Origin of the sequence: Escherichia sp. E13S3 (assembly GCF_004212325.1) — a bacterium.
Taxonomy (GTDB): domain Bacteria; phylum Pseudomonadota; class Gammaproteobacteria; order Enterobacterales; family Enterobacteriaceae; genus Escherichia.
Genome location: NZ_RHJR01000014.1, coordinates 26,439 through 49,528 on the forward strand (window position 1 = coordinate 26,439; position 23,090 = coordinate 49,528).

Genomic DNA, 23,090 nt, shown 5'->3' on the forward strand with positions numbered 1-23,090 from the left:
CGTTATCATCATTGTTGAGCCAAAGCCTGATCCGATGGTTGTACCGTTTCGCTCCGCTCCGGGCGACGCGGAATGAACGAAACAACCCAGGAAACCAGAGAAGTCAGCACACGGAAAATGCCCTTCACCGAAGAAGGCGCAAACTCCGCCAGGTGGCGGTAGCCACGGAAGCCGAGCTTCAGAATATCCAGCAGACTTTCCAGCGGCTTATCTTCCGGGTAGCTGTCCTGCCAGAGCGCCCATGTATCCGCACGGGCAAACGTACACTGCACAAAATCGATATGTTGCTGGGTAGTGAGCGGCATCAATTGCAGCCCCACTTCGTTACCCATCACGCGCGCAACCTGAGTCGGGAAGGCATACTCTTGCTGACCGCGTTTGAGCAGCAGATTCACTTTCTGTCCTTCCAGAATCTGCGCCTGACCGTTGATCTTGATCCCCAGGCCGCCGTCAGAGAAGTCCTGAACGGTGCAGGAGAAAAGATGCCCATCTTCCCGGGCAATCGCCGCTGGCATGGTCATCTCAACACGGTGTGAACGACGTACCTGCTTGCTTTCTACCGATACCGCTACTGCGCCGCCGAGAATAATCAGGTTGTAGAACACCCAAACCATACTAACGACCACGGTGAGCATTTCGGTCGGCGGGCCATAGAAGTAACGCCAGATGCCGACAGCAACACCGACCAGGTTGAGTAATACGAGGAAGATGTACGGTCGCGAGATCACCCAGTCGACGTACTCTTCCTCCACCAGACCACCTTTGGCGGTGACGTTAAATTTGCCTTTGTGCGGGTTAATCAGCGCCACCAGCGTCGGCGGAGCGATATACCAGGCGAGCACCGTCTCGTAGATTTCGCTCCAAAAGGAGTGGCGATATTTACCCTGAATCTTCGAGTTGGTCAGGCTGGCGTGAATCATATGCGGCAGCACAAACAGGGCGATCATCAACGCAGGCGCGTAAATGATGTAGGCGTGCAGCAGCAGGAACGCCAGCGGCGCGGTCAGGAAGATCAGCCGTGGAATCCCCGACAAGAAGTGGAACATAGCGTTGACGTAGCACAGCCGCTGGGCGAATTTCAGCCCTTTACCGGTAAGCGGGTTATCAAGACGGAAGATTTGCACCATCCCGCGCGCCCAACGGATACGCTGCCCAATGTGCGCCGAAAGGCTTTCAGTCGCCAGCCCCGCCGCTTGGGGAATACGCATATAAGCGGAAGTGTAGCCACGACGGTGTAAACGCAGAGAAGTATGCGCATCTTCAGTCACGGTTTCGACCGCGATGCCGCCAATCTCGTCCAACGGCTTACGACGAATCACCGCACAGGAACCGCAGAAGAAAGTGGCATCCCACATGTCATTGCCGTCCTGCACCAGACCGTAGAACAGCGTGCCTTCGTTCGGCGTTTTACGAAAACGCCCCAGGTTGCGTTCGAACGGATCTGGTGAGAAGAAGTGGTGAGGCGTCTGCATCATCGCCAACTGCTTTTCTTTCAGGAACCAGCCCATGGTCATTTGCAGGAACGAGCGTGTGGGAACGTGGTCGCAGTCGAAAATCGACACGAACTCGCCTTTGGCATATTTCAGTGCATTGTTGATGTTGCCTGCTTTCGCATGCTCATGCGTCGTTCGGGCGATATATTTCACCCCAACGTTTTGCGCAAACTGGCGAAACTCTTCCCTGCCGCCGTCATCAAGGATCCAGATGTTGAGTTTGTCTTTCGGCCAGTCGATACCCAGCGAAGCATAAATGGTGTTTTTCACCACGCTGAGATCTTCGTTGTAGGTCGGTACAAAGATATCCACCGACGGCCATTGCGACATGTCTTTCGGCAGCGGTACTGGCTGACGATTCAGTGGCCATACCACCTGGAAGTAGCCGAGCACCAGCACAATCCACGCATAAGTTTCCGCAAATAGCAGGATTAAGCCACATACCAGGCTGACCGGATCATCCCAGTTCAACGTCGAGGTATATCGCCACCAGATATAGCGACACGAGACAGTCAGCGACAGCACAATCAACATCAACGCCGAGAAGCGCCCTGGCATACGCCGCACCATTAGCGCCACGCCCCACAGCAACATCAGGAAGATAAATTGCGACAACGGGTTAAAAGGCTGAGTGACGCAAATTAGCGCCAGAATCAGCGAGAAAGTCACAATGACGCCAAGAATAAAACGCCGTGCTCCGGCGCTCAGATGGCCCAGTTCTTTTTTCTCATCAAGATGTTGCGTGTTCTGGCTGACACGCTCTGGCAGTTTGTCCATCCATTGATGGTAACGCCCACGGATATTCTGCAGGCCAGAAAATGCCCGCCAGCGTGGTTTTGGCGTCTCTCTGCGTGAAGCGCCGATCAACAACCAGCAAGTCTGAATGACATAGCGGACCGGATCCAACGGGCGCGGACGCGAAGCGTTGATATGTGGGTAAAGATTTTTATGTTCTGCGCGAATACGCTGCCAGCGCGGGTGTTCAAGCGGAATGAACACCCAGGCCAGGATTAGCCAAAAACAGCCAAGCGTCGCGCTGAAAGCCGATGCGCCGTGACGACGATAATCCCGATAACGCCCGATAAGACGCGCGTTGACCGGCGGGATAAGCAACCACCGGGTCAAGATACTCATGACGCGCTCCCGACTGGCTTTTTCAGACCGGAATAGTTCAACAGGCACCAGTTTGCCAGCGTCAGAACTTCCTCCGCCGCCAGCGCATCACTGCGGTATTCACCTAACGGCTGTTTCGCCGCCAGGCATTCAGCCATCGCTTCATCGCGATGAATCAACATTGGCAGTAACCGGCGCTGGCTTTGCAACCACAACTGGTAAATATCTTCCTGAACCTGGCTGCCAATGCGGAAATCATTAATCAATATATGCGCGCCAGCAGGCAGTGCTTGCTGATGCAGCCGAATATGGCAGTTAGCATCCACTTTAACGATTGCCAGCGAGTGATCGCACAGGCTCAGGATTTGATGCGTTATCTGCGAGGCGTCGCGCGGTAAGTCGACCAAAATCCATTGATAACGCCCACTGGCCTGCAGCTGCTGCAAGCCTTCGCAAATTGCACTCAACTGAGTTTGCCAGTGCTGGGGATTCTCTTGCTCTTCAATGGTTAACTGACCAAAAGGCAGCAGATCGAGCTGCGAGGTATAGCGCATCCCGGCATCTCGCCAGTCCTGACCATCCAGTATGGCTCTGGCCCAGCCCTGACGATGGGTAAAATCAACGTTGAACGACAAGCGCAACAAATTGTCCGGGCAGGCATCAACCACCAGGACATTTTCTCCCAACATTTGCAATGCCCAGGCCAACGCGGCGGTGATGGTTGTTGTACCCACCCCTCCCCGCACCCCCTGTAATCCCAGTACGGCCATTCACTACTCCCCTACTTCTGTTGCGCAAACTCAGCCAACAATGGCCAGCGTTTTAACGCCGCTGCTAACTGCTCACGCTGAGAAATATCGGCATAATCGATATCAGGCAGTGAAAACGCCTGCTTTAACGCCAAAATATCATTCTGAAAGATATAGCCTATCGCGGGATCAGGCAGAGTATCCTGTTCGTTGTTATTCATTATGCTTAATCTCGATAAAATATACCCGCCACGCATCAGTCAATTCTAATCGACAGAATTTTGCCCGTATAATGCCAGACGGCAATACGTAATCCGTTCATTTTTTAACTTTCATGTACGCAACTAACGAAAGTAAAAAACGAAAAGACTGATATCATAAGGCTTCCAGCCTGCTAAATTGATTCACATGCTAAATCTGATAAGTTTTAATTTCAATGGTAGGTTTATTTCTTAGCTTTCGCTAGTAAACTGATAATCAGACAAAATGGTGACTTGAGGGACGTTGTGGACCCTGTATTCTCTATCGGTATCTCATCTTTGTGGGATGAGTTGCGGCATATGCCAGCAGGCGGCGTCTGGTGGTTTAACGTCGATCGTCAAGAAGATGCTATCAGCCTTGTGAATCAAACGATGGCTTCTCAAGCTGAAACCGCGAAAGTCGCGGTCATTAGCATGGATAACGATCCCGAAAAAACCTTCAAATTAGATGATTCTCACGGACCGGAAAAAATAAAATTATTTTCAATGCTAAATCATGAAAAGGGGCTATACTATTTGCCCCGTGATTTACAATGTTCTATTGATCCCGAAAATTATCTTTTCATTCTTGTTTGTGCCAATAATGCATGGCAAAACATTCCAACTGAGCGGCTTCGTTCATGGCTGGATAAAATGAACAAGTGGAGCCGATTATACCATTGTTCACTGCTGGTAATTAATCCAGGAAATAATAACGATAAACAATTTTCATTGTTGCTGGAAGAGTACCGTTCTCTTTTTGGCCTCGCCAGTTTGCGTTTTCAGGGCGATCAACATCTGCTGGATATCGCCTTCTGGTGCAACGAAAAAGGGGTTAGCGCCCGTCAGCAACTCATCGTTCAGCAGCAAGAGGGTATCTGGACGTTAGTTCAGCGTGAAGAAGCGGAGATCCAACCACGCAGCGATGAAAAACGCATTCTTAGCAATATTGCTGTGCTGGAAGGCGCCCCCCCGTTATCAGAACACTGGCAACTGTTCGACAACAACGAAACTCTGTTCAATGAAGCCCGGACTGCACAGGCTGCAACCGTCGTTTTCTCTTTACAACAAAATGGGCAAATTGAACCACTGGCCCGCAGCATTCATACCCTGCGTCGCCAGCGTGGTAGTGCGATGAAGATCCTCGTGCGGGAAAATACCGCCAGCCTGCGTGCCACCGATGAACGCCTGTTACTGGCCTGTGGCGCTAACATGGTTATTCCCTGGAACGCCCCGCTCTCCCGTTGTCTGACGATGATTGAAAGCGTGCAAGGGCAGAAGTTCAGCCGCTATGTTCCGGAAGATATCACTACCCTGCTATCCATGACCCAGCCGCTGAAACTACGCGGTTTCCAAAAATGGGATGTGTTCTGTGAGGCGGTCAACAATATGATGAATAACACGTTGTTGCCTGCGCATGGCAAAGGCGTGCTGGTCGCTTTACGCCCAGTACCGGGCATCCGCGTTGAGCAAGCCCTGACGCTGTGCCGTCCCAACCGAACTGGCGACATTATGACCGTTGGTGGCAATCGGCTGGTGTTATTTCTCTCTTTCTGTCGGATTAACGATCTGGATACTGCGTTGAATCACATTTTCCCGTTACCTACTGGCGACATTTTCTCTAACCGCATGGTCTGGTTTGAAGATGACCAAATCAGCGCTGAACTGGTGCAAATGCGTTTACTTGCCCCGGAACAATGGGGGGTGCCACTGCCTTTAACTCAGGCCTCCATGCCGGTAATCAATGCCGAGCATGATGGGCGTAACTGGCGACGAATACCGGAACCGCTGCGACTGTTGAGTGATCCTGTGGAGCATTCATCATGATGACCATCAGCGATATCATTGAAATCATTGTCGTTTGTGCGCTTGTTTTTTTCCCGCTGGGCTATCTGGCGCGCCATTCCCTACGGCGCATTCGTGACACCCTGCGTTTGTTGTTTGCGAAACCTCGTTATGTAAAACCGGCCGGTACGTTACGCCGTGCAGAAAAAGCCAGGGCTACCAAAAAATGACTCAATTTACCCAAAATACCGCTATGCCTTCTTCCCTCTGGCAATACTGGCGCGGCCTTTCTGGCTGGAACTTTTATTTTCTGGTTAAGTTCGGCCTGTTGTGGGCGGGCTACCTTAACTTCCATCCACTACTCAATCTGGTATTTGCCGCATTCTTGCTAATGCCGATTCCGCGCTACAGCCTGCATCGCCTGCGCCACTGGATCGCCCTGCCAATCGGCTTTGCCCTCTTCTGGCATGATACCTGGCTACCTGGCCCGGAAAGTATTATGAGCCAGGGGTCACAAGTGGCAGGCTTTAGTCCCGATTATTTAATCGATCTGGTCACGCGCTTTATTAACTGGCAGATGATTGGTGCTGTCTTTGTTTTGTTAGTGGCCTGGTTATTCTTGTCGCAATGGATTCGCATCACCGTTTTTGTGGTCGCCATTCTGGTATGGCTGAACGTACTTACGCTGGCTGGTCCAAGTTTCTCCCTGTGGCCAGCCGGTCAACCGACCACCACGGTAACAACGACGGGCGGTAACGCTGCGGCAACAGTCGCGGCAACCGGCGGCACGCCAGTAGTTGGAGATATGCCAGCGCAAACTGCACCACCGACAACCGCAAACCTCAATGCCTGGCTGAATAATTTCTATAACGCCGAGGCGAAACGTAAATCGACCTTCCCATCCGCGCTGCCAGCGGATGCGCAGCCATTTGAGCTTCTGGTGATTAATATCTGTTCGCTTTCATGGTCTGATATTGAAGCTGCCGGATTAATGTCACATCCGTTGTGGTCGCATTTTGATATTGAGTTCAAGAATTTCAACTCTGCAACCTCATACAGCGGTCCGGCGGCGATTCGTTTGCTGCGCGCCAGTTGCGGTCAGCCATCGCACACCAATCTGTATCAACCAGCAAATAATGACTGCTATCTGTTCGATAACTTGTCAAAACTGGGCTTTACCCAGCACCTGATGATGGGACATAACGGCCAGTTTGGCGGCTTTCTGAAAGAAGTTCGCGAAAACGGCGGTATGCAAACCGAATTGATGGATCAAACAAATCTGCCGGTTATTTTACTGGGCTTTGATGGTTCGCCAGTTTATGACGATACTGCCGTGCTTAACCGCTGGCTGGACGTTACCGAAAAAGATAAAAACAGCCGTAGCGCCACGTTCTACAACACGCTTCCACTGCATGACGGCAACCATTATCCGGGCGTCAGCAAAACAGCGGATTACAAAGCGCGAGCGCAGAAGTTCTTTGATGAACTGGACGCCTTCTTTACTGAGCTGGAGAAATCGGGTCGTAAAGTGATGGTCGTCGTAGTACCGGAACACGGTGGCGCGTTGAAAGGTGACAGAATGCAAGTTTCTGGTTTGCGTGATATCCCCAGCCCGGCAATCACTAATGTACCGGTTGGCGTGAAATTCTTCGGCATGAAAACACCACATCAGGGCGCGCCAATTGTCATCGACCAACCAAGCAGCTTCCTGGCAATCTCTGATCTGGTGGTTCGCGTTCTCGATGGCAAGATTTTCACCGAAGACAATGTTGACTGGAAAAAACTCACTAGTGGATTACCACAGACTGCGCCTGTTTCCGAGAACTCGAATGCGGTGGTCATTCAATATCAAAATAAACCGTATGTTCGCCTGAACGGTGGCGACTGGGTGCCTTATCCGCAGTAATTACGAAAAAGGCCGCAGAGTTTCCCCCTGCGGCCTGGTCCGGGCGCAAATTGCCATTACGGCAGCCTGACGCCCGCATGACATATTACTTCCGCTTATTCAGCCAGCTCACAATCAGGCTGGCAAGAATGCCAGCAATGACCGGAGCCGCTAAATCATGCCAGAAGGCCATGCTCAACTCTGCGAGCGTCATATAGCCGCCTCTGTTGTAATGACAACGTTTCGCGGCTATCCTTGAGTCGTCTAGTTTCAAGAATGGCCCCCGTGATGTTGTCAGGTGCATACCTGCAGCGTGCGGGGGTTTTCTCTCTCCAGCAACCAATGCCACCAGGGATAAAGCCCCCGCAACATTGCGCCTCACCGGAATCCTTCCGGCTTGCCGCTGATTCTACGACCATTTTTGTGCTTCGAAATCCATCACTTCTTCACTCTGTGCTGCGCATTCCGCAGAATATTATCCACTTGCAACCGTTGCATTATTCTTACGAAAAAGGCCGCAGAGTTTCCCCCCTGCGGCCTGGTCCGGGCGCAAATTGCCATTACGGCAGCCTGACGCCCGCATGACACGTTACTTCCGTTTGTTCAGCCAGCTCACGATCAGGCTGGCAAGAATGCCAGCAATGACCGGAGCCGCTAAATCGTGCCAGAAGGCCATGCTCAACTCTGCGAGCGTCATATAGCCGCCTCTGTTGTAATGACAACGTTTCGCGGCTATTCTTGAATGGTCTAGATGCAAGAATGGCCCCCGTGATGTTGTCAGGTGCATACCTGCAACGTGCGGGGGTTTTCTCTCTCCAGCAACCAATGCCACCAGGGATAAAGCCCCCGCAACATTGCGCCTCACCGGAATCTTCCGGCTTGCGGCTGATTCTACAGCTGTTTTTCTGCTTCGAAATCCGTCACTTCTTCACTCTGTGCTGCGCATTCCGCAGAATATTATCCGCTTGCAACCGTTACATTTTTCTTACGAAAAAGGCCGCAGAGTTTCACCCCTGCGGCCTGGTCCGGGCGCAAATTGCCATTACGGCAGCCTGACGCCCGCATGACACGTTACTTCCGCTTATTCAGCCAGCTCACGATCAGGCTGGCAAGAATGCCAGCAATGACCGGAGCCGCTAAATCGTGCCAGAAGGCCATGCTCAACTCTGCGAGCGTCATATAGCCGCCTCTGTTGTAATGACAACGTTTCGCGGCTATCCTTGAGTTGTCTACTATCAAGAATGGCCCCCGTGATGTTGCCAGGTGCAGACCTGCAACGTGCGGGGGTTTTCTCTTTCCAGCAACCAATGCCGCCGGGGATAAAGCCCCCGCAACATTGCGCCTCACCGGAATCCTTCCGGCTTGCCGCTGATTCTACGATTGCGTTTTACCGTCAGCATCTGGCAATTTTCCTCACTGCGTGATGCCTTCCAGCTTAATTTCTTTGTTTACAATAGTTGCAGTTCATATCCGAGCTGACTCCAGACTGGTAGTGAAATGCGCAATTTTGTAGAATTGCGCCTCCTCGCAATCTCCCCAGTGAATCTGTTGTCTCATTCGTTACACACTGCGTATTCAACTTCTCTACCAGTTGCGCAAGAGAAGCTGGGGTTATTCATTTTTACGAGGCTGACTTCTTTCTGGACAGGACTTTATGCAGCACAACACACAACCATTACACGATCACAAATTGCCGTTTACGCGCTACGACTTCGGCTGGGTTTTATTATGTATAGGAATGGCGATTGGTGCCGGAACCGTGCTGATGCCGGTACAAATTGGCCTGAAGGGGATTTGGGTATTTATTACCGCTGCAATCATTGCTTATCCGGCAACCTGGATAGTGCAGGACATTTATTTAAAGACACTTTCAGAAAGTGATTCCTGTAATGACTATACAGATATTATCAGTCATTACCTGGGCAAAAACTGGGGAATTTTCCTCGGGGTTATCTACTTTTTGATGATTATCCACGGGATTTTTATCTACTCTCTCTCCGTGGTTTTCGACAGCGCCTCATACCTGAAAACCTTCGGTTTAACTGATGCCGATCTTTCACAATCTCTACTTTATAAAGTCGCTATTTTCGCCGTACTGGTTGCGATTGCATCTGGTGGTGAAAGGTTGCTGTTTAAGATCTCCGGGCCAATGGTGGTGGTCAAAGTCGGCATTATTGTCGTGTTCGGTTTTGCGATGATCCCGCACTGGAATTTCGCCAATATAACCGCCTTCCCACAAGCCTCCGTATTTTTCCGCGACGTCCTGCTCACCATTCCATTTTGTTTCTTCTCTGCGGTATTTATTCAGGTGCTTAACCCGATGAATATTGCCTATCGTCAACGGGAAACAGATAAAGTACTGGCAACTCGGCTCGCGCTGCGTACCCACCGGATTAGCTATATCACGCTCATCGCGGTGATCCTGTTTTTTGCCTTTTCGTTTACCTTCTCAATTAGCCACGAAGAAGCCGTTTCTGCCTTTGAACAAAATATCTCGGCACTGGCACTAGCCGCGCAGGTGATCCCCGGGCATATCATTCATATCACCTCTACGGTGCTGAATATCTTTGCCGTACTGACCGCATTCTTTGGCATTTACCTCGGTTTCCACGAGGCCATTAAAGGCATTATTCTCAATCTGTTAAGCCGAATTATTGATACCCAGAAAATTAACTCGCGTATGCTGACTCTGGCAATTTGCGCTTTTATCGTCATTACGTTGACGATTTGGGTTTCGTTTCGTGTATCGGTGCTGGTGTTCTTTCAGTTAGGAAGCCCGTTATATGGCATTGTGTCGTGCCTGATTCCGTTTTTCCTGATCTCTAAAGTTTCACAACTGAAAAAACTACGCGGGCTAAAAACATGGCTTATCCTGTTTTATGGCATTTTGCTGTGCTTTTCGCCGCTGTTGAAGCTGATTGAGTAAAAGTAACGGGGGCTGCTCACAGCAGCCCCAGACGATGTCGATAGCATTTCAGTACAGCCTGGATATGCTCCTGAGTCATAAAGGACTGTTCATACGTTTCCATAACAATGGTATTTTCTTTACGTATATCCTGAAAGATTTTTTCCAGCAATCTGGGCGCTAATCCCATCGATTCACCCAACAGCAAAAAGTCCTGCCCGATATACTCGCCATAACCACTGTCAAATCCAGGAGCCAGTTCCCGACCGCCTTCTTCTCGCATCAATAACGGCAGCGCCAGATAGTTTGAGTGAAAATATTCCGGATAGGGAGCGACAGAAACAAAGTCATACACCGGCGCTAACGCTGGCGTCAAACCATCGGAGTACACTAAGCCAAAGTTTCGTAAATGCATGTCGTTATTACCCAGCAACCAGGCGTAAACAATGCGACGAAAGAGATCGATTTTAAATGCGATGTTGTCGTTAACATGGGCAATTAAAAATCGGGCCAGCGTTTCATAGCTGACGTATTGCTCGTTATCATTTCCCGTTTTGCCATATTTATCTGTAATCTGCATCGCGCCATCAAGTTGCTCCTGATGCACTGGCTGCCCCTTGTCATCCCGGTCATAGCGCCGGATAACAAACGCGTATTCAAGCTCCTCCTCTGATTGTGGTGCAAAACTCAGCAGGCCATGCACAGGTACGTCAAATCCCAAACGAGACATCAATGTCATTGTTGCGTGTTCATTTTCGGCCAAACCGGGAAAGTCGGCTGGAGAGGGCTTAAGGATAAAATTTCCCTGATGATCTACGACGCGGAACTCTCCTTCATCCAGCACTAATTGCAATTTGGGCTGGTAACCGGAAATACTCATCCCTTTTTGTTGACGCGGAAGTTCCTGCACAAACTGAGTTCGCGTAAACCCCAGCCGAGGATTCAATTTTGCAGTGCCACTCAGGCGCTTCAACCCCTGTGTCGAATATCCGCGCTGTTCGTCACGTTCATTCAGCGGCGTTAACAGAATGCGACAATTCGCCATTATTCCTCCCAAGGTAAAATCTGGATTGCCCCCAGCAGATTCTTGCCGTTATCAATAAGCATTCCCAGTGGATCGTTTTCGTCACGATGCTGTATCTGGCTGTAGCGTTGACGCAGCCATCCTTCTGGCGCCAGTGAGGCAAAATAAGGATGCAACGTCTCACTGGGAAACTGACGCTGTGCGACGGGCAGACTGATTGAGATTGCCAGTCCGTAGTAATCTGGGGCGTACTGGAACAAAAAACCACTGTCGTTCTGAGAGAGTTCACCCACTACCTGACCATAGAGCAACACTTTCACTCGTCGATGCATAGTTTCACTCCAAGAACGTTCGCCACCGCAAACACACTGCCGAATTTAACCTGTTCAGGATCCTTAAAAAGTCGCTTTAACGTGGACGTTGAGATCCCCGTTTGTAGTTCAAGGGTGTATAAATCAATGCCCAATTCTTTGCGCCGTGCGTTCAGTTTTTCCCCCAAATGACGGGGAGTCTCAATGGTCCGGAGGGGGCGTGGTTGACTAATATTCGGCCCCTGGATAAGTTTCTTCTGCAACTCCTGGAGCTGGTCGCCGATCGCTTTCAACTCTTGAGCCAGATTCTGTGACCCCGTGTAGATCATTAAAGAACCTTTCAATTGATAAAAGACAAAAAAAGATCATTTATGGTTAAAGGAATTCGTTAAGCATCATAAATGAACCATTTTTTATTAATGATTATAATTTAGCTCATATATAATCCATTGGCAACAAAAATGGTCAAAAAAGATCTATAAGTGATAGTTAAAGCACAAGAGGGTCATATTTGACATGAGACCAGCATGAAAACCGGTCTCATCGGGTGGGTTATACAGCTGGCTTCTGCGGATTTTCATCCTGATCAACAGCAAAGCAGGCAACCAGTTGACCGCCGTAGTCTTTTAGCTGTGGCTGCAACTGGGTGCAGGGGCCGAAGCGTCGACGACAGCGGGCGTTGAAGGCGCAGCCCGGCGGTGGATTCAGCGGGCTTGGCAGTTCACCGGTGAGCTTGATACGCTCGCGGCGATCGTCCGGGTTCAGGCGTGGTGTAGCGGAGAGCAGCGCCTGAGTGTACGGATGACGTGGGTTATTAAAGATTTGGTCCTTCGTTCCCTTCTCCACGCAGCGGCCCAGGTACATCACCATCACTTCATCAGCAATGTGCTCCACCACCGACAGGTCATGCGAGATGAAGACATAAGACAGCCCCAACTCCTGCTGCAAATCCATCATCAGGTTGAGCACCTGCGCACGCACCGAGACGTCCAGCGCAGAAACCGGTTCATCGGCAATCACCACATTCGGGTCGAGCATCAGACCACGGGCAATGGCGATACGCTGACGCTGACCGCCGGAGAACATATGCGGATAGCGGTCGTAATGCTCGGTTTTCAGGCCAACTTTTGCCATCATCGACAAGGCTTTTTCCCGACGCTGTTCTTTGCTTAAGCTGGTATTAATCAGCAGCGGCTCTTCAAGAATTTGCCCGACTTTTTTACGCGGATTCAGCGAACCATAGGGATTCTGGAAGACGATCTGGATTTTCTGCCGACGCAGCTTCTGCGCCTGCGGATCGTGCTTGAGCAGATCCTGCCCCTGGTAATACAGTTCACCGCCGGTAGGTGTTTCAATCATCGTCAGCAACCGACCGAGGGTCGATTTACCACAGCCAGATTCGCCAACTACCGCCAGCGTTTTGCCACGTTCAAGGTTAAACGAAACGCCGTCCAGCGCTTTAACCAGACGCTCCGGCGCGAACATGCCTTTCTTCACCGGGTAATGTTTTTTCAGGTCGATAGCCTGCAACAGCGGTTGTTGCGAGGTGGCCTCTTGCGTACTCATAGTGTCGGCCTCCCGGCATCATCAAGTGGGTAGTGGCATTTGGACTGACGCCCGTCAGCGAGCATGTTCAGCGCCGGTTCTTCAGCGCGGCATCTGTCAGTGGCATAGGGGCAGCGCGGGTTAAGCAGGCAGCCGTTCGGGCGGTCGTACTTGCCGGGAACGACGCCAGGTAACGACGCCAGACGTTCTTTGTCCTGAGCAAATTCCGGCAGCGCGCGTAGCAATGCCTGAGTATAGGGATGACGCGGCGCATGGAAGATGGCGCGGGCATCGCCCGTTTCCACCACCTGACCCGCATACATGACGATGATTTTATGCGCCGCTTCCGCCACCAGCGCCAGATCATGGGTAATTAACACCAGCGCCATGTTCTCTTTCTGCTGCAATTCCAGCAGTAGTTCGATGATTTGCGCCTGAATGGTCACGTCCAGCGCGGTAGTCGGTTCATCGGCAATCAGCAATTTTGGCCGACAGGCAATCGCCATGGCGATCATCACGCGCTGGCTCATGCCGCCGGAAAGCTGATGCGGGTAAACATCCAGACGCGATGCCGGATCGGGAATACCGACCAGATTCAGCAGGTCAATCGCCCGCTGACGGCGGGTACTTTTGTTGCCGCCCTGATGCACCTTAATCGCTTCCATAATCTGGAAACCCACGGTGTAGCACGGGTTAAGGCTGGTCATCGGGTCCTGGAAGATCATCGCCACTTCGGCACCCACCAGGTTGCGGCGCTCTTTTTCTGAGATACGCTGCAAATCCTGGCCGTTAAACTCCAGCTTTTCCGCCATTACGCGGCCCGGATAATCAATTAGCCCCATAATCGCCAGTGAACTGACCGACTTACCGGAGCCAGACTCACCCACAATCCCGACCACTTCGCCCTGTTTTACGCTGTAGCTGATGCGGTCTACGGCGCGGAACGGTGCGCTTTCGTCGCCGAAATGCACCGATAATTTATCTATATTTAATAACGCCATCTCGAACCTCTTACTGCTTCAGTTTGGGATCGAGCGCGTCACGCAGACCGTCACCCATCAGGTTAAATGCCAGCACCGTCAGCAGGATCGCCAGACCCGGGAAGGTCACGACCCACCAGGCGCTTTGCGCGAACTGCAACACATCGGAGAGCATGGTGCCCCACTCCGGTGTTGGCGGCTGCGCCCCCATGCCGAGGAAACCAAGAGCAGCCATATCGAGAATGGCGTTAGAGAAACCGAGAGACGCCTGAACAATCAGCGGTGCAAGGCAGTTGGGAAGAATATTGATAAACATCTGGCGCAGCGCCCCGGCACCTGCCACGCGAGACGCGGTGACGTAATCGCGATTCACCTCCACCAGCACGGCGGCGCGAGTTAAGCGCACATAGTGCGGTAGTGCAACGAAGGTTAGCGCCAGCGCGGCGTTACCAATCGACGGGCCGAAAATCGCCACCAGCACCAACGCCAGCAGCAGACTTGGCAGCGCCAGCATGATATCGACCACACGCATGATGATGTTATCGACCAGGCCGCCGAAGTAACCGGCGATCAGGCCGAGAATAACGCCCATAATCAGCGACAACACCACCACCAGACAGCCGACCAGTAGCGACAAGCGCGCGCCGTACATCAGGCGCGACATAACGTCACGACCGACGTCATCTGTACCGAGCAAGTGCGCCATGCTGCCGCCTTCCTGCCAGGCTGGCGGGGCGAGCAGCGCATCGCGGAACTGTTCTGCCGGGTTATACGGCGCAATCCAGTTGGCAAAGATCGCGATAAACAGCACGATGACGACGTAAACCAGCCCGACAACCGCGCCTTTGTTGCGTTTAAAATAGTGCCAGAACTCCTGTAACGGGGTCATCGGCACCGGTGCAGTAATCACTTTATTTTCAGTAACCTGTGACATGACGTTCCCTTACTTCTTATGACGAATACGCGGGTTCACCACGCCGTACAGCAGATCGACCAGCAGGTTGACGAGGATAATCATCGTCGCCACCAGCAATACACCGCCCTGCACTACCGGATAATCACGGCGTTGCAGCGCGTCAATTAACCAGCGACCCAGACCGGGCCACGAGAAGATGGTTTCAGTCAGAATCGCTCCCGCCAGCAATGTTCCCACCTGAAGGCCGATAACGGTCACCACCGGCAGCATCGCGTTACGCAGCGCATGGACGATAATCACCCTAAGGCGGGTCAACCCTTTGGCGCGCGCGGTGCGGATGTAATCCTCGCCCAGCACTTCCAGCATTGAGGAGCGCGTCATACGAACGATAACCGCCAGCGGAATTGTGCCCAGCACCATCGCCGGTAAGATCATATGGGCGACGGCATCGATAAAGTTACCGTCTTCACCCCAGATAGCGGTGTCGATCAGCATAAAACCGGTTAACGGATTGGAATCATCGAGGAACACCATGTCGCTCACGCGACCGGAGACAGGCGTCAGGTTCCAGTGCACCGAAACCAGCATGATCAGCATCATGCCCCACCAGAAGATAGGCATGGAGTAGCCGGTCAGCGCCAGGCCAACCGCAGTGTGATCGAAAATGGAACCGCGTTTAACCGCAGCCAGCACACCTACCGGAATACCGACTGCCGTAGCAAAAATCATCGCGCAGACACCAAGTTCCAGCGTGGCCTGGAAGCGCGGCACGAACTCTTCCCAAACCGGGATGCGGCTTTTCATCGAAATGCCTAAATCGCCATGCATAACGCCCCAAATGTAATGGAGATACTGCTGCCACATCGGTTTATCTAAGCCGAGTTCTGCCAGCAATTGCGCGTGACGCTCTGGGGAGATCCCACGTTCACCCGCCATGATCATCACCGGATCGCCCGGGATCATGTGGACAAAGGCAAATGTGAGAAGGGTAATACCGATAAACGTGGGGATGACAAGTCCCAAACGTCGGAGAATAAACTGCAACATAACCCGGATTCTCTGTAGTGACCCGCAGCCTGGAACTGCGTGTCTGTATTGCTCACAAATCAATTCCCGCCCGTGCCGGACAGGAAATGAAGTATTGCTGCCGGGTGGCGCTGCACGCAGAGGCACAGCGCCACCGGGTATACAGATTGTTGACAAAGTGCGCTTTGTTTATGCCGGATGCGGCGTTAACGCCTTATCCGGCCTACAAAATCGTGCAAATTCAATACATTGCAGAATTTTCGTAGGCCTGATAAGCGGAGCGCATCAGGCAGTTTTGCCTTTGCCATCAGTCTTGTATGGCTTTTAATTATTCGATAGAGACGTTTTCGAAGTGATGTTTGCCTAATGGATCAACCACATAGCCTTTAACTTCTTTGCGTACCGGTTCAAACACGGTGGAGTGAGCGATGATCAGTGCCGGAGCCTGATCGTGCATCACCACCTGTGCTTGTTTGTACAGTTCAACGCGCTTGTTGTGGTCGTCGGTGGCACGCGCCGGTTGAATCAGATCTTCAAACGGTTTGTAGCACCATTTTGAGTAGTTGGAGCCTTGTTCAGAGGCGGCGCAGCTGAACAGGGTGGCGAAGAAGTTATCCGGATCCCCGTTATCGCCAGTCCAGCCCATCATTACCGTCTGGTGCTCGCCATCTTTCGCACGCTTGAGATACTCACCCCATTCGTAGGTGACGATTTTGGCCTGCACGCCGACTTTCGCCCAGTCAGCCTGAATCATCTCTGCCATGCGGCGAGCGTTCGGGTTATACGGACGTTGTACGGGCATCGCCCACAGGTCGATGGAGAAACCTTTTTCCAGACCCGCTTCTTTCAGCAAGGCTTTCGCTTTTTCAGGATCGTAGGTGTAGTCCTGAACGTCATCGTTATAGCCCCACATGGTTGGCGGGATCAGGTTTTTCGCTGCTACGCCCGCGCCCTGATAAACCGCTTTGATGATCGCATCTTTGTTCACTGCGTAGGTCAGAGCCTGGCGAACTTTCACGTCATCCAGTGGTTTTTTCTGCACGTTATACGAGAGATAACCGACGTTCAGCCCCGGCATTTCCATCAGGTTGATGGATTTATCCTGCTTCATGCGAGCGATGTCTGCCGGGTTCGGGTACGGCATCACCTGGCATTCATTCTTCTGCAATTTCGCATAACGCACGGAAGCGTCAGGAGTAATAGAGAAGACCAGCGTATCGATCTGCGGTTTGGTGCCCCAGTAGCCATCAAACGCTTTGTAGCGGATACGGGAATCTTTTTGATACTGCTGTAACTGGAACGGACCGGTGCCGATTGGGTTGAGGTCCAGTTTTTCCGGCGTACCGGCTTTCATCATCGCGTCTGCATATTCTTTTGACAGAATAGAGGCGAAGTCCATTGCCAGATCAGCAAGGAACGGCGCTTCCGGGCGAGTCAGCACGAATTGAACGGTGTTGTCGTCCACCTTTTTCACTTCGCTGATCAGCTCCGGCAAGCCCATGCCTTCGAAGTATTCGTAGCTGCCGCCAGAAACTTTATGGTACGGGTTTTGCGCGTTTTTCTGACGATCGAACGAGAACACCACGTCATCGGCGTTCAGTTCGCGCGTCGGTTTGAATTCTTTGTTGTCGTGCCACTTCACACCTTTACGCAGGTGGAAGGTATAGGTTTTACCGTCATCGCTGACTTCCCACTTTTCAGCGAGGCCCGGGATCACTTCGGTGGTGCCGATTTTAAATTCAACCAGACGGTTATAAAGCGGTACGGAAGAGGCGTCATAGGTGGTACCGGAGGTAAACAACTGCGGGTTAAACCCTTCCGGAGATCCTTCTGAGCAATAAACCAGAGTTTTAGCCTGAACACTTGCTGCGACGGTCATAGCCACCAGGCTGAGACCAAGCTTCAGCATCCCTGACTTTTTCAAGGAAATACGCATTATTCTGCTCCAATTGTGATGTTTGTTGTTTTAACCCTTTGCAGTGGGTTGTCGCTGCCTGACCTTTTTTGTTTTTTGCCCGGTCGGGTCAACGTTATGAGGTGGGGATGCCGTACTAATTAACATCAGTGTTACAGTGCGGATCCTCCATAAAATGCCCCTCGTGACCTACAATCTGTCAACAGAATGTGAAAACGTCAATACAGCCCACCGGGATTTACACCAACGGTGAGAATCCACAAACAAAGATTAAAAAAACTTCAAACAACTATTTGCAGCAGAGAAATTTGTGCTACGCCAACATAACCAGAACAATCAGCTTAATATTTAGCAACAATTGGTGATTAAGTTTTATGCATTTAATGAAAAAAATCTGAGGAAAAGGTGGATATCTGAGCGATTAATACCATGAACGCTAAACCGCACAGCGGAAAATGCCAGCGCCAGGCATAAGTAACGCAAAAAAAGATTTAAGCAAATATAAAAAAAGACAATGGTTTCTGTCACAAATCCGTTAATGGATAGTGAGATATGGGGCGCAAACTTGGCAGGGAAATGTGTGGTGTGTAGGTCGATAAGGCGGTCGCGCCGCATCCGACAATAAGTGCGGTGCCGTTGCCTGATGCGACGCTACCGCGTCTTATCAGGCCTACTTTAGAGCGGGTCACAGAAAGCAAAAAACCAGCCCGTAGGCTGGTTTTTCTAAATTGGTCGGTGCCAGAGGATTACTCGCCACTTCGTGGCTCGCCCTGCGGGCCGTTGCTGACGCAACGTTCTCTCGCTTCGTTCGAGTCGAACCTCCCTGCCCCCGGAGGTTCTTATCCTCATGGGCTACAGATGCAAAAAAGCCTGCTCGTTGAGCAGGCTTTCCGAATTTGGTCGGTGATAGAGGATTCGAACCTCCGACCCCTTCGTCCCGAACGAAGTGCGCTACCAGGCTGCGCCAATCACCGAATGCGGGGCGCATCTTACTGCGCAGATACGCCCTCGTCAATCCCTTAATAGCAAAATGCCTTTTGATCGGCGAGAAACTCAGCAGTGCATTTAGTTAGCTTCTGCCTTCTTCGCCTGAGGGATTCGACACCAGTTGTTGTTTTCGTTGATACCACCGTCCGGTGAAGTATAACCAAGGCAACCTAAAATGGTGTCGTACAGTTCTACATGACGGCGTGGCACTTTGATATCCGCCTCTTTTTTCAGCTGCGCGAATGCCTGCGCGTTGGCCGGATTCTCCAGATATTTATCCGACATCCAGACCATCATCGGTACGCGGAACTGCTCCGGTGGCGCATATTCGCGTGGTGTGCCATGCAAGTGCTCACGCTCGTTAATTGACTCACCGTGGTCCGCTGCATAGAAAATAATGGCCTTCTTATCGCGGAATTTGTCGATAACTGTGTCGATAAAATGATCAACATAGGTGATGGAGTTATCATATGAGTTAATCATCGGCGCTCGTGGGCATTTGCGGTCAATGGCATAGCACTCTGGCTTCCACTGGGCAAACTCACGGGGATAACGTTGAGTATAGTTGTAGTGTGACCCTTTGGTGTGCAGCACAATCAGATGCTTACCTTCTGGTTTTTTCTCCAAAGAACGTTCGATCTCATTGACCAGCAACATATCGTCCACCGCTTTCCCACGGTTACGCGGCTCTGCTGCAATTTGCTCGCGATAGGCAATGTTGTCAGCCATGGTGTTGCTGTAGAACCACATCTCACTCTGCATGGCGTACAAATCAGAGCTAAAGCCCAGCTGTTTGAGAACCGCAAATACGTTCTGCTCTTTAAGCGTACGTTGTGGGTTATCTTCCGTTCCACCTTCACGCACAAACATACAGCGTAGTGATAATTTAGTCGCGGTATCACAAGAATAACCACGGTACATCACCAGGTTTTTCTCTTTGGCCAGCTTCGGCGTGGTATCGCGCTCGTAGCCCAGCATCCCCATATGATCCCAACGCGTAGTTTCTCCAATGATGAAAACCACATAGGTATCGTCGAGATTTTGCGTCGGGGTATAGGTGAATTTTTTTGCCGGATTCATCAGCGACCTATTGTCTGACGATTCATCCACTTGCGCCCAGGCATACAACCCCAACGCAGAAAGCCAGTTTGAAGGCAAATAAGAGTTCGCCAGCACGCCGCCGTAGCTCGGCATATCCACTCCGGCCATACGGTCTGCACGCTTTTGCACTACATCCATCAGACGGATTGGCCCCCATACCAACAAGCCCGCCAAAAGCACGGTAAGCGCACTACGCCAGCGAGTTTTCGGGGTACAAAGTTGACGCCAGAAAGTGTCTTGTGAGCGGTTCATCCAGATAAATAGCAACGGGATAATACTCACCAGTACAACCCATGCGATAAGCGTCCAGCCAACCACTTCTTTCGATAAGTCAATGTCGGTGGTCATCACCGAAGCAACAATCCCGTAGCCAATCATGACATTCATAAATGTCATGTAGTAGCTGGCCCCGGCAGAAATCAGCACCAGCAATGAAGCCAGCACTTTCCAGGTCGTTCTGCCGAAGAGTGAAATTAAGCGTAAAAAGAAGAAGGTTGCCAGAACCGTCCCTGCCAGTTCGATAACCGCCGAGACGCCATTAAGAAAAGTGAAGTTATGCGCGTAACCGTCAAACCGACGGAAATAGACTGCGCAATTCATAAACAGACCGATATAGACAGCGAGCAAAAAACTTAGCTTTTGCTGCGTTATCGTTTTGATATATCTCATGCAAACAAACCCTGGAAAAACAGGTGATAACACCCTGCATTATGGCCTTTCAAGCCAGGCAAGGGAAAAGTGCGAAGGTCGTCAGATAAGGAAAATCTGCACACGCTGATAAGTAGACCACAGCAAAGGGAAAAAGTGTGGGGAAAGAGTGTACTTGAAGCACAAATTTACAAAAATACAAGTATGAAAGGAGACTTATGTGGTAATTGAACGCTTTAAAGGGCCAGCTTTATGGCCCTTTTAATCTCAGGACAAGTCTAAAACCTGTCGCTAAACTCAACCATGTACTTCGCGCAACACTCTGATCTCTGGCTGGCGAATGGTCGTTGAAAGCGCCAATGACAGAATCAGCAGGGCAAAAATGACGTAGAAAGTCACATAGAAGCCGCCAAACAGCGAGGCGATAATCGAACCACAAATGCTACCGATACCGAAGCCGAGATAAATCACGCCGTAGTTTTTCGCCAGGTTATTGAGGCCGAAGAACTCACTGACCAGTGACGGGAAAACGGTAATTGTGCCACCGAAGTTAAACGCCACGCAGGCAATTGCTGCAAAGAACGTCACTGCATTCAATGGTGCAAACAGCAGGGCCGCCATACCCACCAGCGAAATCACCTGACCAATGGTGATAACACGGATACGGGCGATTTTGTCAGACAGAATACCCAACACCAGACGACCAGAAAGGTTAGCAATAGAAATAACCGTTACTGCGTTGGCCGCGGAAATTGCATCAAGATGCGCCAGGCTCTGAGCAATATCTTTCGCCACACCAATCACATACAGACCGCTCATGCAGGCCGTGAGGAACATCACCGCCAGCATCCAGTATTGCGGTTTACGCATAGACTCTGCCAGGGTGTAGTCCTTCTCTACTACGCCATTACTGGTTTTCACTTCCTGTTTCGGCGCATCTTTCATTAACGTCGCGCCAAAGACAATCATCACCAACGCAATCGCGCCCCAAATTACAAAGGTTTTTTCCAGACCGACCGTTTCCAGCAATTGTGTGTCGATGAATTTGAAACCCAGGCTTCCCAAGCCATAAGAACCAATGGCGAATGCGGAGATCAGACCTTTACGCTCCGGGAACCACTTCACGCAGTTAGAAAGGGTCAGCAGATAACCCGCACCATCTGCCAGACCAACCAGCACACCGGCGCTTAACCACAGCATCATTAGGCTGTTGGAATGCGCGGTAAGGAAGAAACCTACCCCCAGCAGAATACCGGAAGCCATTGTGACGCGCTTGACACCAAAACGTTCCTGTAACTTGCCAGCAACAGAAGAAGAAATTGCCAGTCCCAGACTCAACAGGCCGAAGGAGAAAGCAACCTGACTGACCGGCGCATCCAGTTTGGCAGAGAGCGCGCCATTAAACAGGCTCCAGGTATAAACTGACCCCAGCGCAAACTGGGTGATAATAGTACCGATAAGGGTAAGCCAGCGCGTACGCTGATAGTTTGAAGGTGTCATGGCAGTATTCCTGCGGTAGTAAAAAGGAAAATTCTCTGCCGACAAACATAACGAAGTGCATTTTATGCAGGGGAAAAAACGGCATGAAATGCCATCAAAACGGAATGAAATGCCTTAGTTCAGGAATGAATGACGTGACAAATATTCACCGCAATAATTATTTGGTCAGTTAGCACACACTATCATTGCAATGGTTGTTATTAGTAGCCCATAGTTGTAACAAATACGTTAAAATCTGGCACTCACGCCCATGGTATATAAATAATCACTATCATTGGCGCTATTCTCCGCCTGGGATAACGCGGCATAGGCGGCAATATGTTGGTTAAGCAACATATCGGCTCCTACGGTCACATCAAGCCAATTACCATTCTGATTTGTCGCCGTCATGCGACTTAGGCCTGATTGAGCCTTCCAGATATTTTCACCAAATTGCTGGTTGTAGCTGATTTGCGCCCAGGGACGGAAATCGCCAAGTCGGGAATCAACACGCCAGCCTAACGTACTGACGCTGGCATGCCATAACGGATCGGTCAGCGTTGCAGTACTGTCGCCAAACTCGTTATACATGGAGGTGGTTGTGCCATCGTAATGTAATGCGGCGACTGGCCCCGTTGTAACCTGCTCATATAAAGGAAAATTCCAGCCCATACTCATACTGCTGGTCACATCCGCAGGGGTTTCTTCCGCCAGATTAACTTCCAGTCCCAGCGCTCTTTGGCTACTTTGAATACGTTGCGACAAAATATCGTTGTAGTCCGGTTGGTGATCGCTATCCCAGGTATAACGCTCAGTGGTATGTCCTGGTTGCGTATCAACGATATATTCTTGCTGCCAGGCGTAAGCTGTGTTGAGAAAAAAAGAACTGATTACCACGCTCGCCAGCAGACTTAAGTGCCAGCGACCACCGCATTTTTTTATGATCATTAACACGACTCCATGGAAGAGCCGAATTCGGCAATATTATT

21 protein-coding genes, 1 tRNA gene and 1 other RNA gene are annotated in these 23,090 nt (G+C 51.0%); 4 read left to right on the forward strand and 19 right to left on the reverse strand.

Features of this window, described 5'->3' with window-relative positions; genetic code table 11:
- Positions 1-8: 8 nt before the first annotated feature.
- From bcsA to bcsR, 3 genes are read right to left on the reverse strand one after another with little or no spacing between them, the layout of a single operon-like run.
- Positions 9-2,627, reverse strand: a complete 2,619-nt coding sequence (gene bcsA / locus D9597_RS14085) for a UDP-forming cellulose synthase catalytic subunit (protein WP_130210108.1) — start codon at positions 2,625-2,627, stop codon at positions 9-11.
- A complete protein-coding gene (gene bcsQ / locus D9597_RS14090; protein WP_130222977.1) occupies positions 2,624-3,376 on the reverse strand; it encodes a cellulose biosynthesis protein BcsQ in 753 nt (250 codons plus the stop codon). The genes bcsA and bcsQ overlap by 4 nt, the downstream gene beginning before the upstream one ends.
- Positions 3,377-3,387: 11 nt before the next feature.
- Positions 3,388-3,576 (reverse strand): cellulose biosynthesis protein BcsR, encoded by a 189-nt coding sequence (gene bcsR / locus D9597_RS14095; protein WP_064527810.1) that lies wholly within the window; start codon positions 3,574-3,576, stop codon positions 3,388-3,390.
- 273 nt (positions 3,577-3,849) lie between these two features.
- Between bcsR and bcsE the strand changes: the two genes are divergently transcribed.
- The 3 genes from bcsE to bcsG are packed head-to-tail and all read left to right on the forward strand — an operon-like array spanning position 3,850 to position 7,285.
- Positions 3,850-5,421, forward strand: coding sequence for a cellulose biosynthesis c-di-GMP-binding protein BcsE (gene bcsE, locus D9597_RS14100; protein ID WP_130210104.1), 1,572 nt, complete (start codon positions 3,850-3,852; stop codon positions 5,419-5,421).
- Positions 5,418-5,609, forward strand: a complete 192-nt coding sequence (bcsF, locus tag D9597_RS14105) for a cellulose biosynthesis protein BcsF (RefSeq protein ID WP_130216286.1) — start codon at positions 5,418-5,420, stop codon at positions 5,607-5,609. Before bcsE ends, bcsF begins: the two co-directional genes overlap by 4 nt.
- Positions 5,606-7,285: a cellulose biosynthesis protein BcsG gene (bcsG, locus tag D9597_RS14110; protein WP_130222979.1), complete on the forward strand. Its 1,680-nt coding sequence runs from the start codon at positions 5,606-5,608 to the stop codon at positions 7,283-7,285. Before bcsF ends, bcsG begins: the two co-directional genes overlap by 4 nt.
- Positions 7,286-7,370: 85 nt before the next feature.
- Here the strand turns inward: bcsG and D9597_RS14115 are convergent, their stop codons facing one another.
- From D9597_RS14115 to D9597_RS14130, 3 genes are all read right to left on the reverse strand, one after another.
- Entirely contained in the window at positions 7,371-7,478 is a 108-nt protein-coding gene (locus D9597_RS14115) for a type I toxin-antitoxin system toxin Ldr family protein (RefSeq protein ID WP_074399497.1), read from the reverse strand.
- 375 nt (positions 7,479-7,853) lie between these two features.
- A complete protein-coding gene (locus D9597_RS14125) occupies positions 7,854-7,961 on the reverse strand; it encodes a type I toxin-antitoxin system toxin Ldr family protein (RefSeq protein WP_074399497.1) in 108 nt (35 codons plus the stop codon).
- Between the two features lie 374 nt (positions 7,962-8,335).
- A complete protein-coding gene (locus tag D9597_RS14130) occupies positions 8,336-8,443 on the reverse strand; it encodes a type I toxin-antitoxin system toxin Ldr family protein (protein WP_074399497.1) in 108 nt (35 codons plus the stop codon).
- Positions 8,444-8,918: 475 nt separating this feature from the next.
- On the opposite strand from D9597_RS14130, the gene D9597_RS14140 reads away from it, so the two are divergent.
- The gene (locus tag D9597_RS14140; protein ID WP_130222983.1) at positions 8,919-10,190 is read left to right on the forward strand and encodes an amino acid permease; all 1,272 of its coding nucleotides are present in this window, start codon (positions 8,919-8,921) and stop codon (positions 10,188-10,190) included.
- 16 nt (positions 10,191-10,206) lie between these two features.
- On the opposite strand, the gene D9597_RS14145 is transcribed toward D9597_RS14140, so the two are convergent.
- The 13 genes from D9597_RS14145 to D9597_RS14210 all read right to left on the reverse strand — a co-directional run bounded on the left by D9597_RS14145 (position 10,207) and on the right by D9597_RS14210 (position 23,049).
- Positions 10,207-11,214 carry a HipA domain-containing protein gene (locus D9597_RS14145; RefSeq protein ID WP_130222985.1) on the reverse strand — a complete coding sequence of 336 codons (1,008 nt, stop codon included), beginning with the start codon at positions 11,212-11,214 and terminating at the stop codon, positions 10,207-10,209.
- Entirely contained in the window at positions 11,214-11,525 is a 312-nt protein-coding gene (locus tag D9597_RS14150; RefSeq protein ID WP_130222987.1) for a HipA N-terminal domain-containing protein, read from the reverse strand. Before D9597_RS14150 ends, D9597_RS14145 begins: the two co-directional genes overlap by 1 nt.
- Positions 11,510-11,833: a helix-turn-helix transcriptional regulator gene (locus D9597_RS14155; protein ID WP_130222989.1), complete on the reverse strand. Its 324-nt coding sequence runs from the start codon at positions 11,831-11,833 to the stop codon at positions 11,510-11,512. Before D9597_RS14155 ends, D9597_RS14150 begins: the two co-directional genes overlap by 16 nt.
- A gap of 223 nt (positions 11,834-12,056) precedes the next feature.
- A complete protein-coding gene (dppF, locus tag D9597_RS14160) occupies positions 12,057-13,070 on the reverse strand; it encodes a dipeptide ABC transporter ATP-binding subunit DppF (protein WP_130222991.1) in 1,014 nt (337 codons plus the stop codon).
- A complete protein-coding gene (dppD, locus tag D9597_RS14165) occupies positions 13,067-14,050 on the reverse strand; it encodes a dipeptide ABC transporter ATP-binding protein (RefSeq protein WP_130222993.1) in 984 nt (327 codons plus the stop codon). Before dppD ends, dppF begins: the two co-directional genes overlap by 4 nt.
- Before the next feature lie 10 nt (positions 14,051-14,060).
- Entirely contained in the window at positions 14,061-14,963 is a 903-nt protein-coding gene (gene dppC / locus D9597_RS14170) for a dipeptide ABC transporter permease DppC (protein WP_000084683.1), read from the reverse strand.
- A gap of 9 nt (positions 14,964-14,972) precedes the next feature.
- On the reverse strand, positions 14,973-15,992 hold the full coding sequence (gene dppB, locus D9597_RS14175) for a dipeptide ABC transporter permease DppB (protein WP_021550012.1): 1,020 nt from the start codon (positions 15,990-15,992) through the stop codon (positions 14,973-14,975).
- 307 nt (positions 15,993-16,299) lie between these two features.
- Positions 16,300-17,907: a dipeptide ABC transporter substrate-binding protein DppA gene (gene dppA / locus D9597_RS14185; RefSeq protein WP_016262652.1), complete on the reverse strand. Its 1,608-nt coding sequence runs from the start codon at positions 17,905-17,907 to the stop codon at positions 16,300-16,302.
- Positions 17,908-18,615: 708 nt separating this feature from the next.
- Positions 18,616-18,751: non-coding RNA, RtT sRNA (locus tag D9597_RS14190), on the reverse strand.
- 32 nt (positions 18,752-18,783) lie between these two features.
- Positions 18,784-18,860, reverse strand: a tRNA-Pro gene (locus D9597_RS14195).
- Between the two features lie 91 nt (positions 18,861-18,951).
- Positions 18,952-20,643, reverse strand: a complete 1,692-nt coding sequence (gene eptB / locus D9597_RS14200) for a kdo(2)-lipid A phosphoethanolamine 7''-transferase (protein WP_130222997.1) — start codon at positions 20,641-20,643, stop codon at positions 18,952-18,954.
- A 276-nt stretch (positions 20,644-20,919) separates the two neighbouring features.
- The gene (locus D9597_RS14205) at positions 20,920-22,122 is read right to left on the reverse strand and encodes an MFS transporter (protein WP_130216272.1); all 1,203 of its coding nucleotides are present in this window, start codon (positions 22,120-22,122) and stop codon (positions 20,920-20,922) included.
- Positions 22,123-22,350: 228 nt separating this feature from the next.
- A complete protein-coding gene (locus tag D9597_RS14210) occupies positions 22,351-23,049 on the reverse strand; it encodes an autotransporter outer membrane beta-barrel domain-containing protein (protein WP_130216270.1) in 699 nt (232 codons plus the stop codon).
- Positions 23,050-23,090: the final 41 nt, after the last annotated feature.

Coding starts and splice junctions, on each gene's coding strand:
- D9597_RS14210 (WP_130216270.1), bottom strand. CDS start 23,049: ATGATCATAAAAAAATGCGGTGGTCGCTGGCACTTAAGTCTGCTGGCG.
- dppA (WP_016262652.1), bottom strand. CDS start 17,907: ATGCGTATTTCCTTGAAAAAGTCAGGGATGCTGAAGCTTGGTCTCAGC.
- D9597_RS14155 (WP_130222989.1), bottom strand. CDS start 11,833: ATGATCTACACGGGGTCACAGAATCTGGCTCAAGAGTTGAAAGCGATC.
- bcsQ (WP_130222977.1), bottom strand. CDS start 3,376: ATGGCCGTACTGGGATTACAGGGGGTGCGGGGAGGGGTGGGTACAACA.
- dppB (WP_021550012.1), bottom strand. CDS start 15,992: ATGTTGCAGTTTATTCTCCGACGTTTGGGACTTGTCATCCCCACGTTT.
- bcsF (WP_130216286.1), top strand. CDS start 5,418: ATGATGACCATCAGCGATATCATTGAAATCATTGTCGTTTGTGCGCTT.
- bcsR (WP_064527810.1), bottom strand. CDS start 3,576: ATGAATAACAACGAACAGGATACTCTGCCTGATCCCGCGATAGGCTAT.
- D9597_RS14125 (WP_074399497.1), bottom strand. CDS start 7,961: ATGACGCTCGCAGAGTTGAGCATGGCCTTCTGGCACGATTTAGCGGCT.
- dppC (WP_000084683.1), bottom strand. CDS start 14,963: ATGTCACAGGTTACTGAAAATAAAGTGATTACTGCACCGGTGCCGATG.
- eptB (WP_130222997.1), bottom strand. CDS start 20,643: ATGAGATATATCAAAACGATAACGCAGCAAAAGCTAAGTTTTTTGCTC.
- D9597_RS14150 (WP_130222987.1), bottom strand. CDS start 11,525: ATGCATCGACGAGTGAAAGTGTTGCTCTATGGTCAGGTAGTGGGTGAA.
- bcsG (WP_130222979.1), top strand. CDS start 5,606: ATGACTCAATTTACCCAAAATACCGCTATGCCTTCTTCCCTCTGGCAA.
- bcsA (WP_130210108.1), bottom strand. CDS start 2,627: ATGAGTATCTTGACCCGGTGGTTGCTTATCCCGCCGGTCAACGCGCGT.
- D9597_RS14205 (WP_130216272.1), bottom strand. CDS start 22,122: ATGACACCTTCAAACTATCAGCGTACGCGCTGGCTTACCCTTATCGGT.
- dppD (WP_130222993.1), bottom strand. CDS start 14,050: ATGGCGTTATTAAATATAGATAAATTATCGGTGCATTTCGGCGACGAA.
- D9597_RS14145 (WP_130222985.1), bottom strand. CDS start 11,214: ATGGCGAATTGTCGCATTCTGTTAACGCCGCTGAATGAACGTGACGAA.
- D9597_RS14140 (WP_130222983.1), top strand. CDS start 8,919: ATGCAGCACAACACACAACCATTACACGATCACAAATTGCCGTTTACG.
- D9597_RS14130 (WP_074399497.1), bottom strand. CDS start 8,443: ATGACGCTCGCAGAGTTGAGCATGGCCTTCTGGCACGATTTAGCGGCT.
- dppF (WP_130222991.1), bottom strand. CDS start 13,070: ATGAGTACGCAAGAGGCCACCTCGCAACAACCGCTGTTGCAGGCTATC.
- D9597_RS14115 (WP_074399497.1), bottom strand. CDS start 7,478: ATGACGCTCGCAGAGTTGAGCATGGCCTTCTGGCATGATTTAGCGGCT.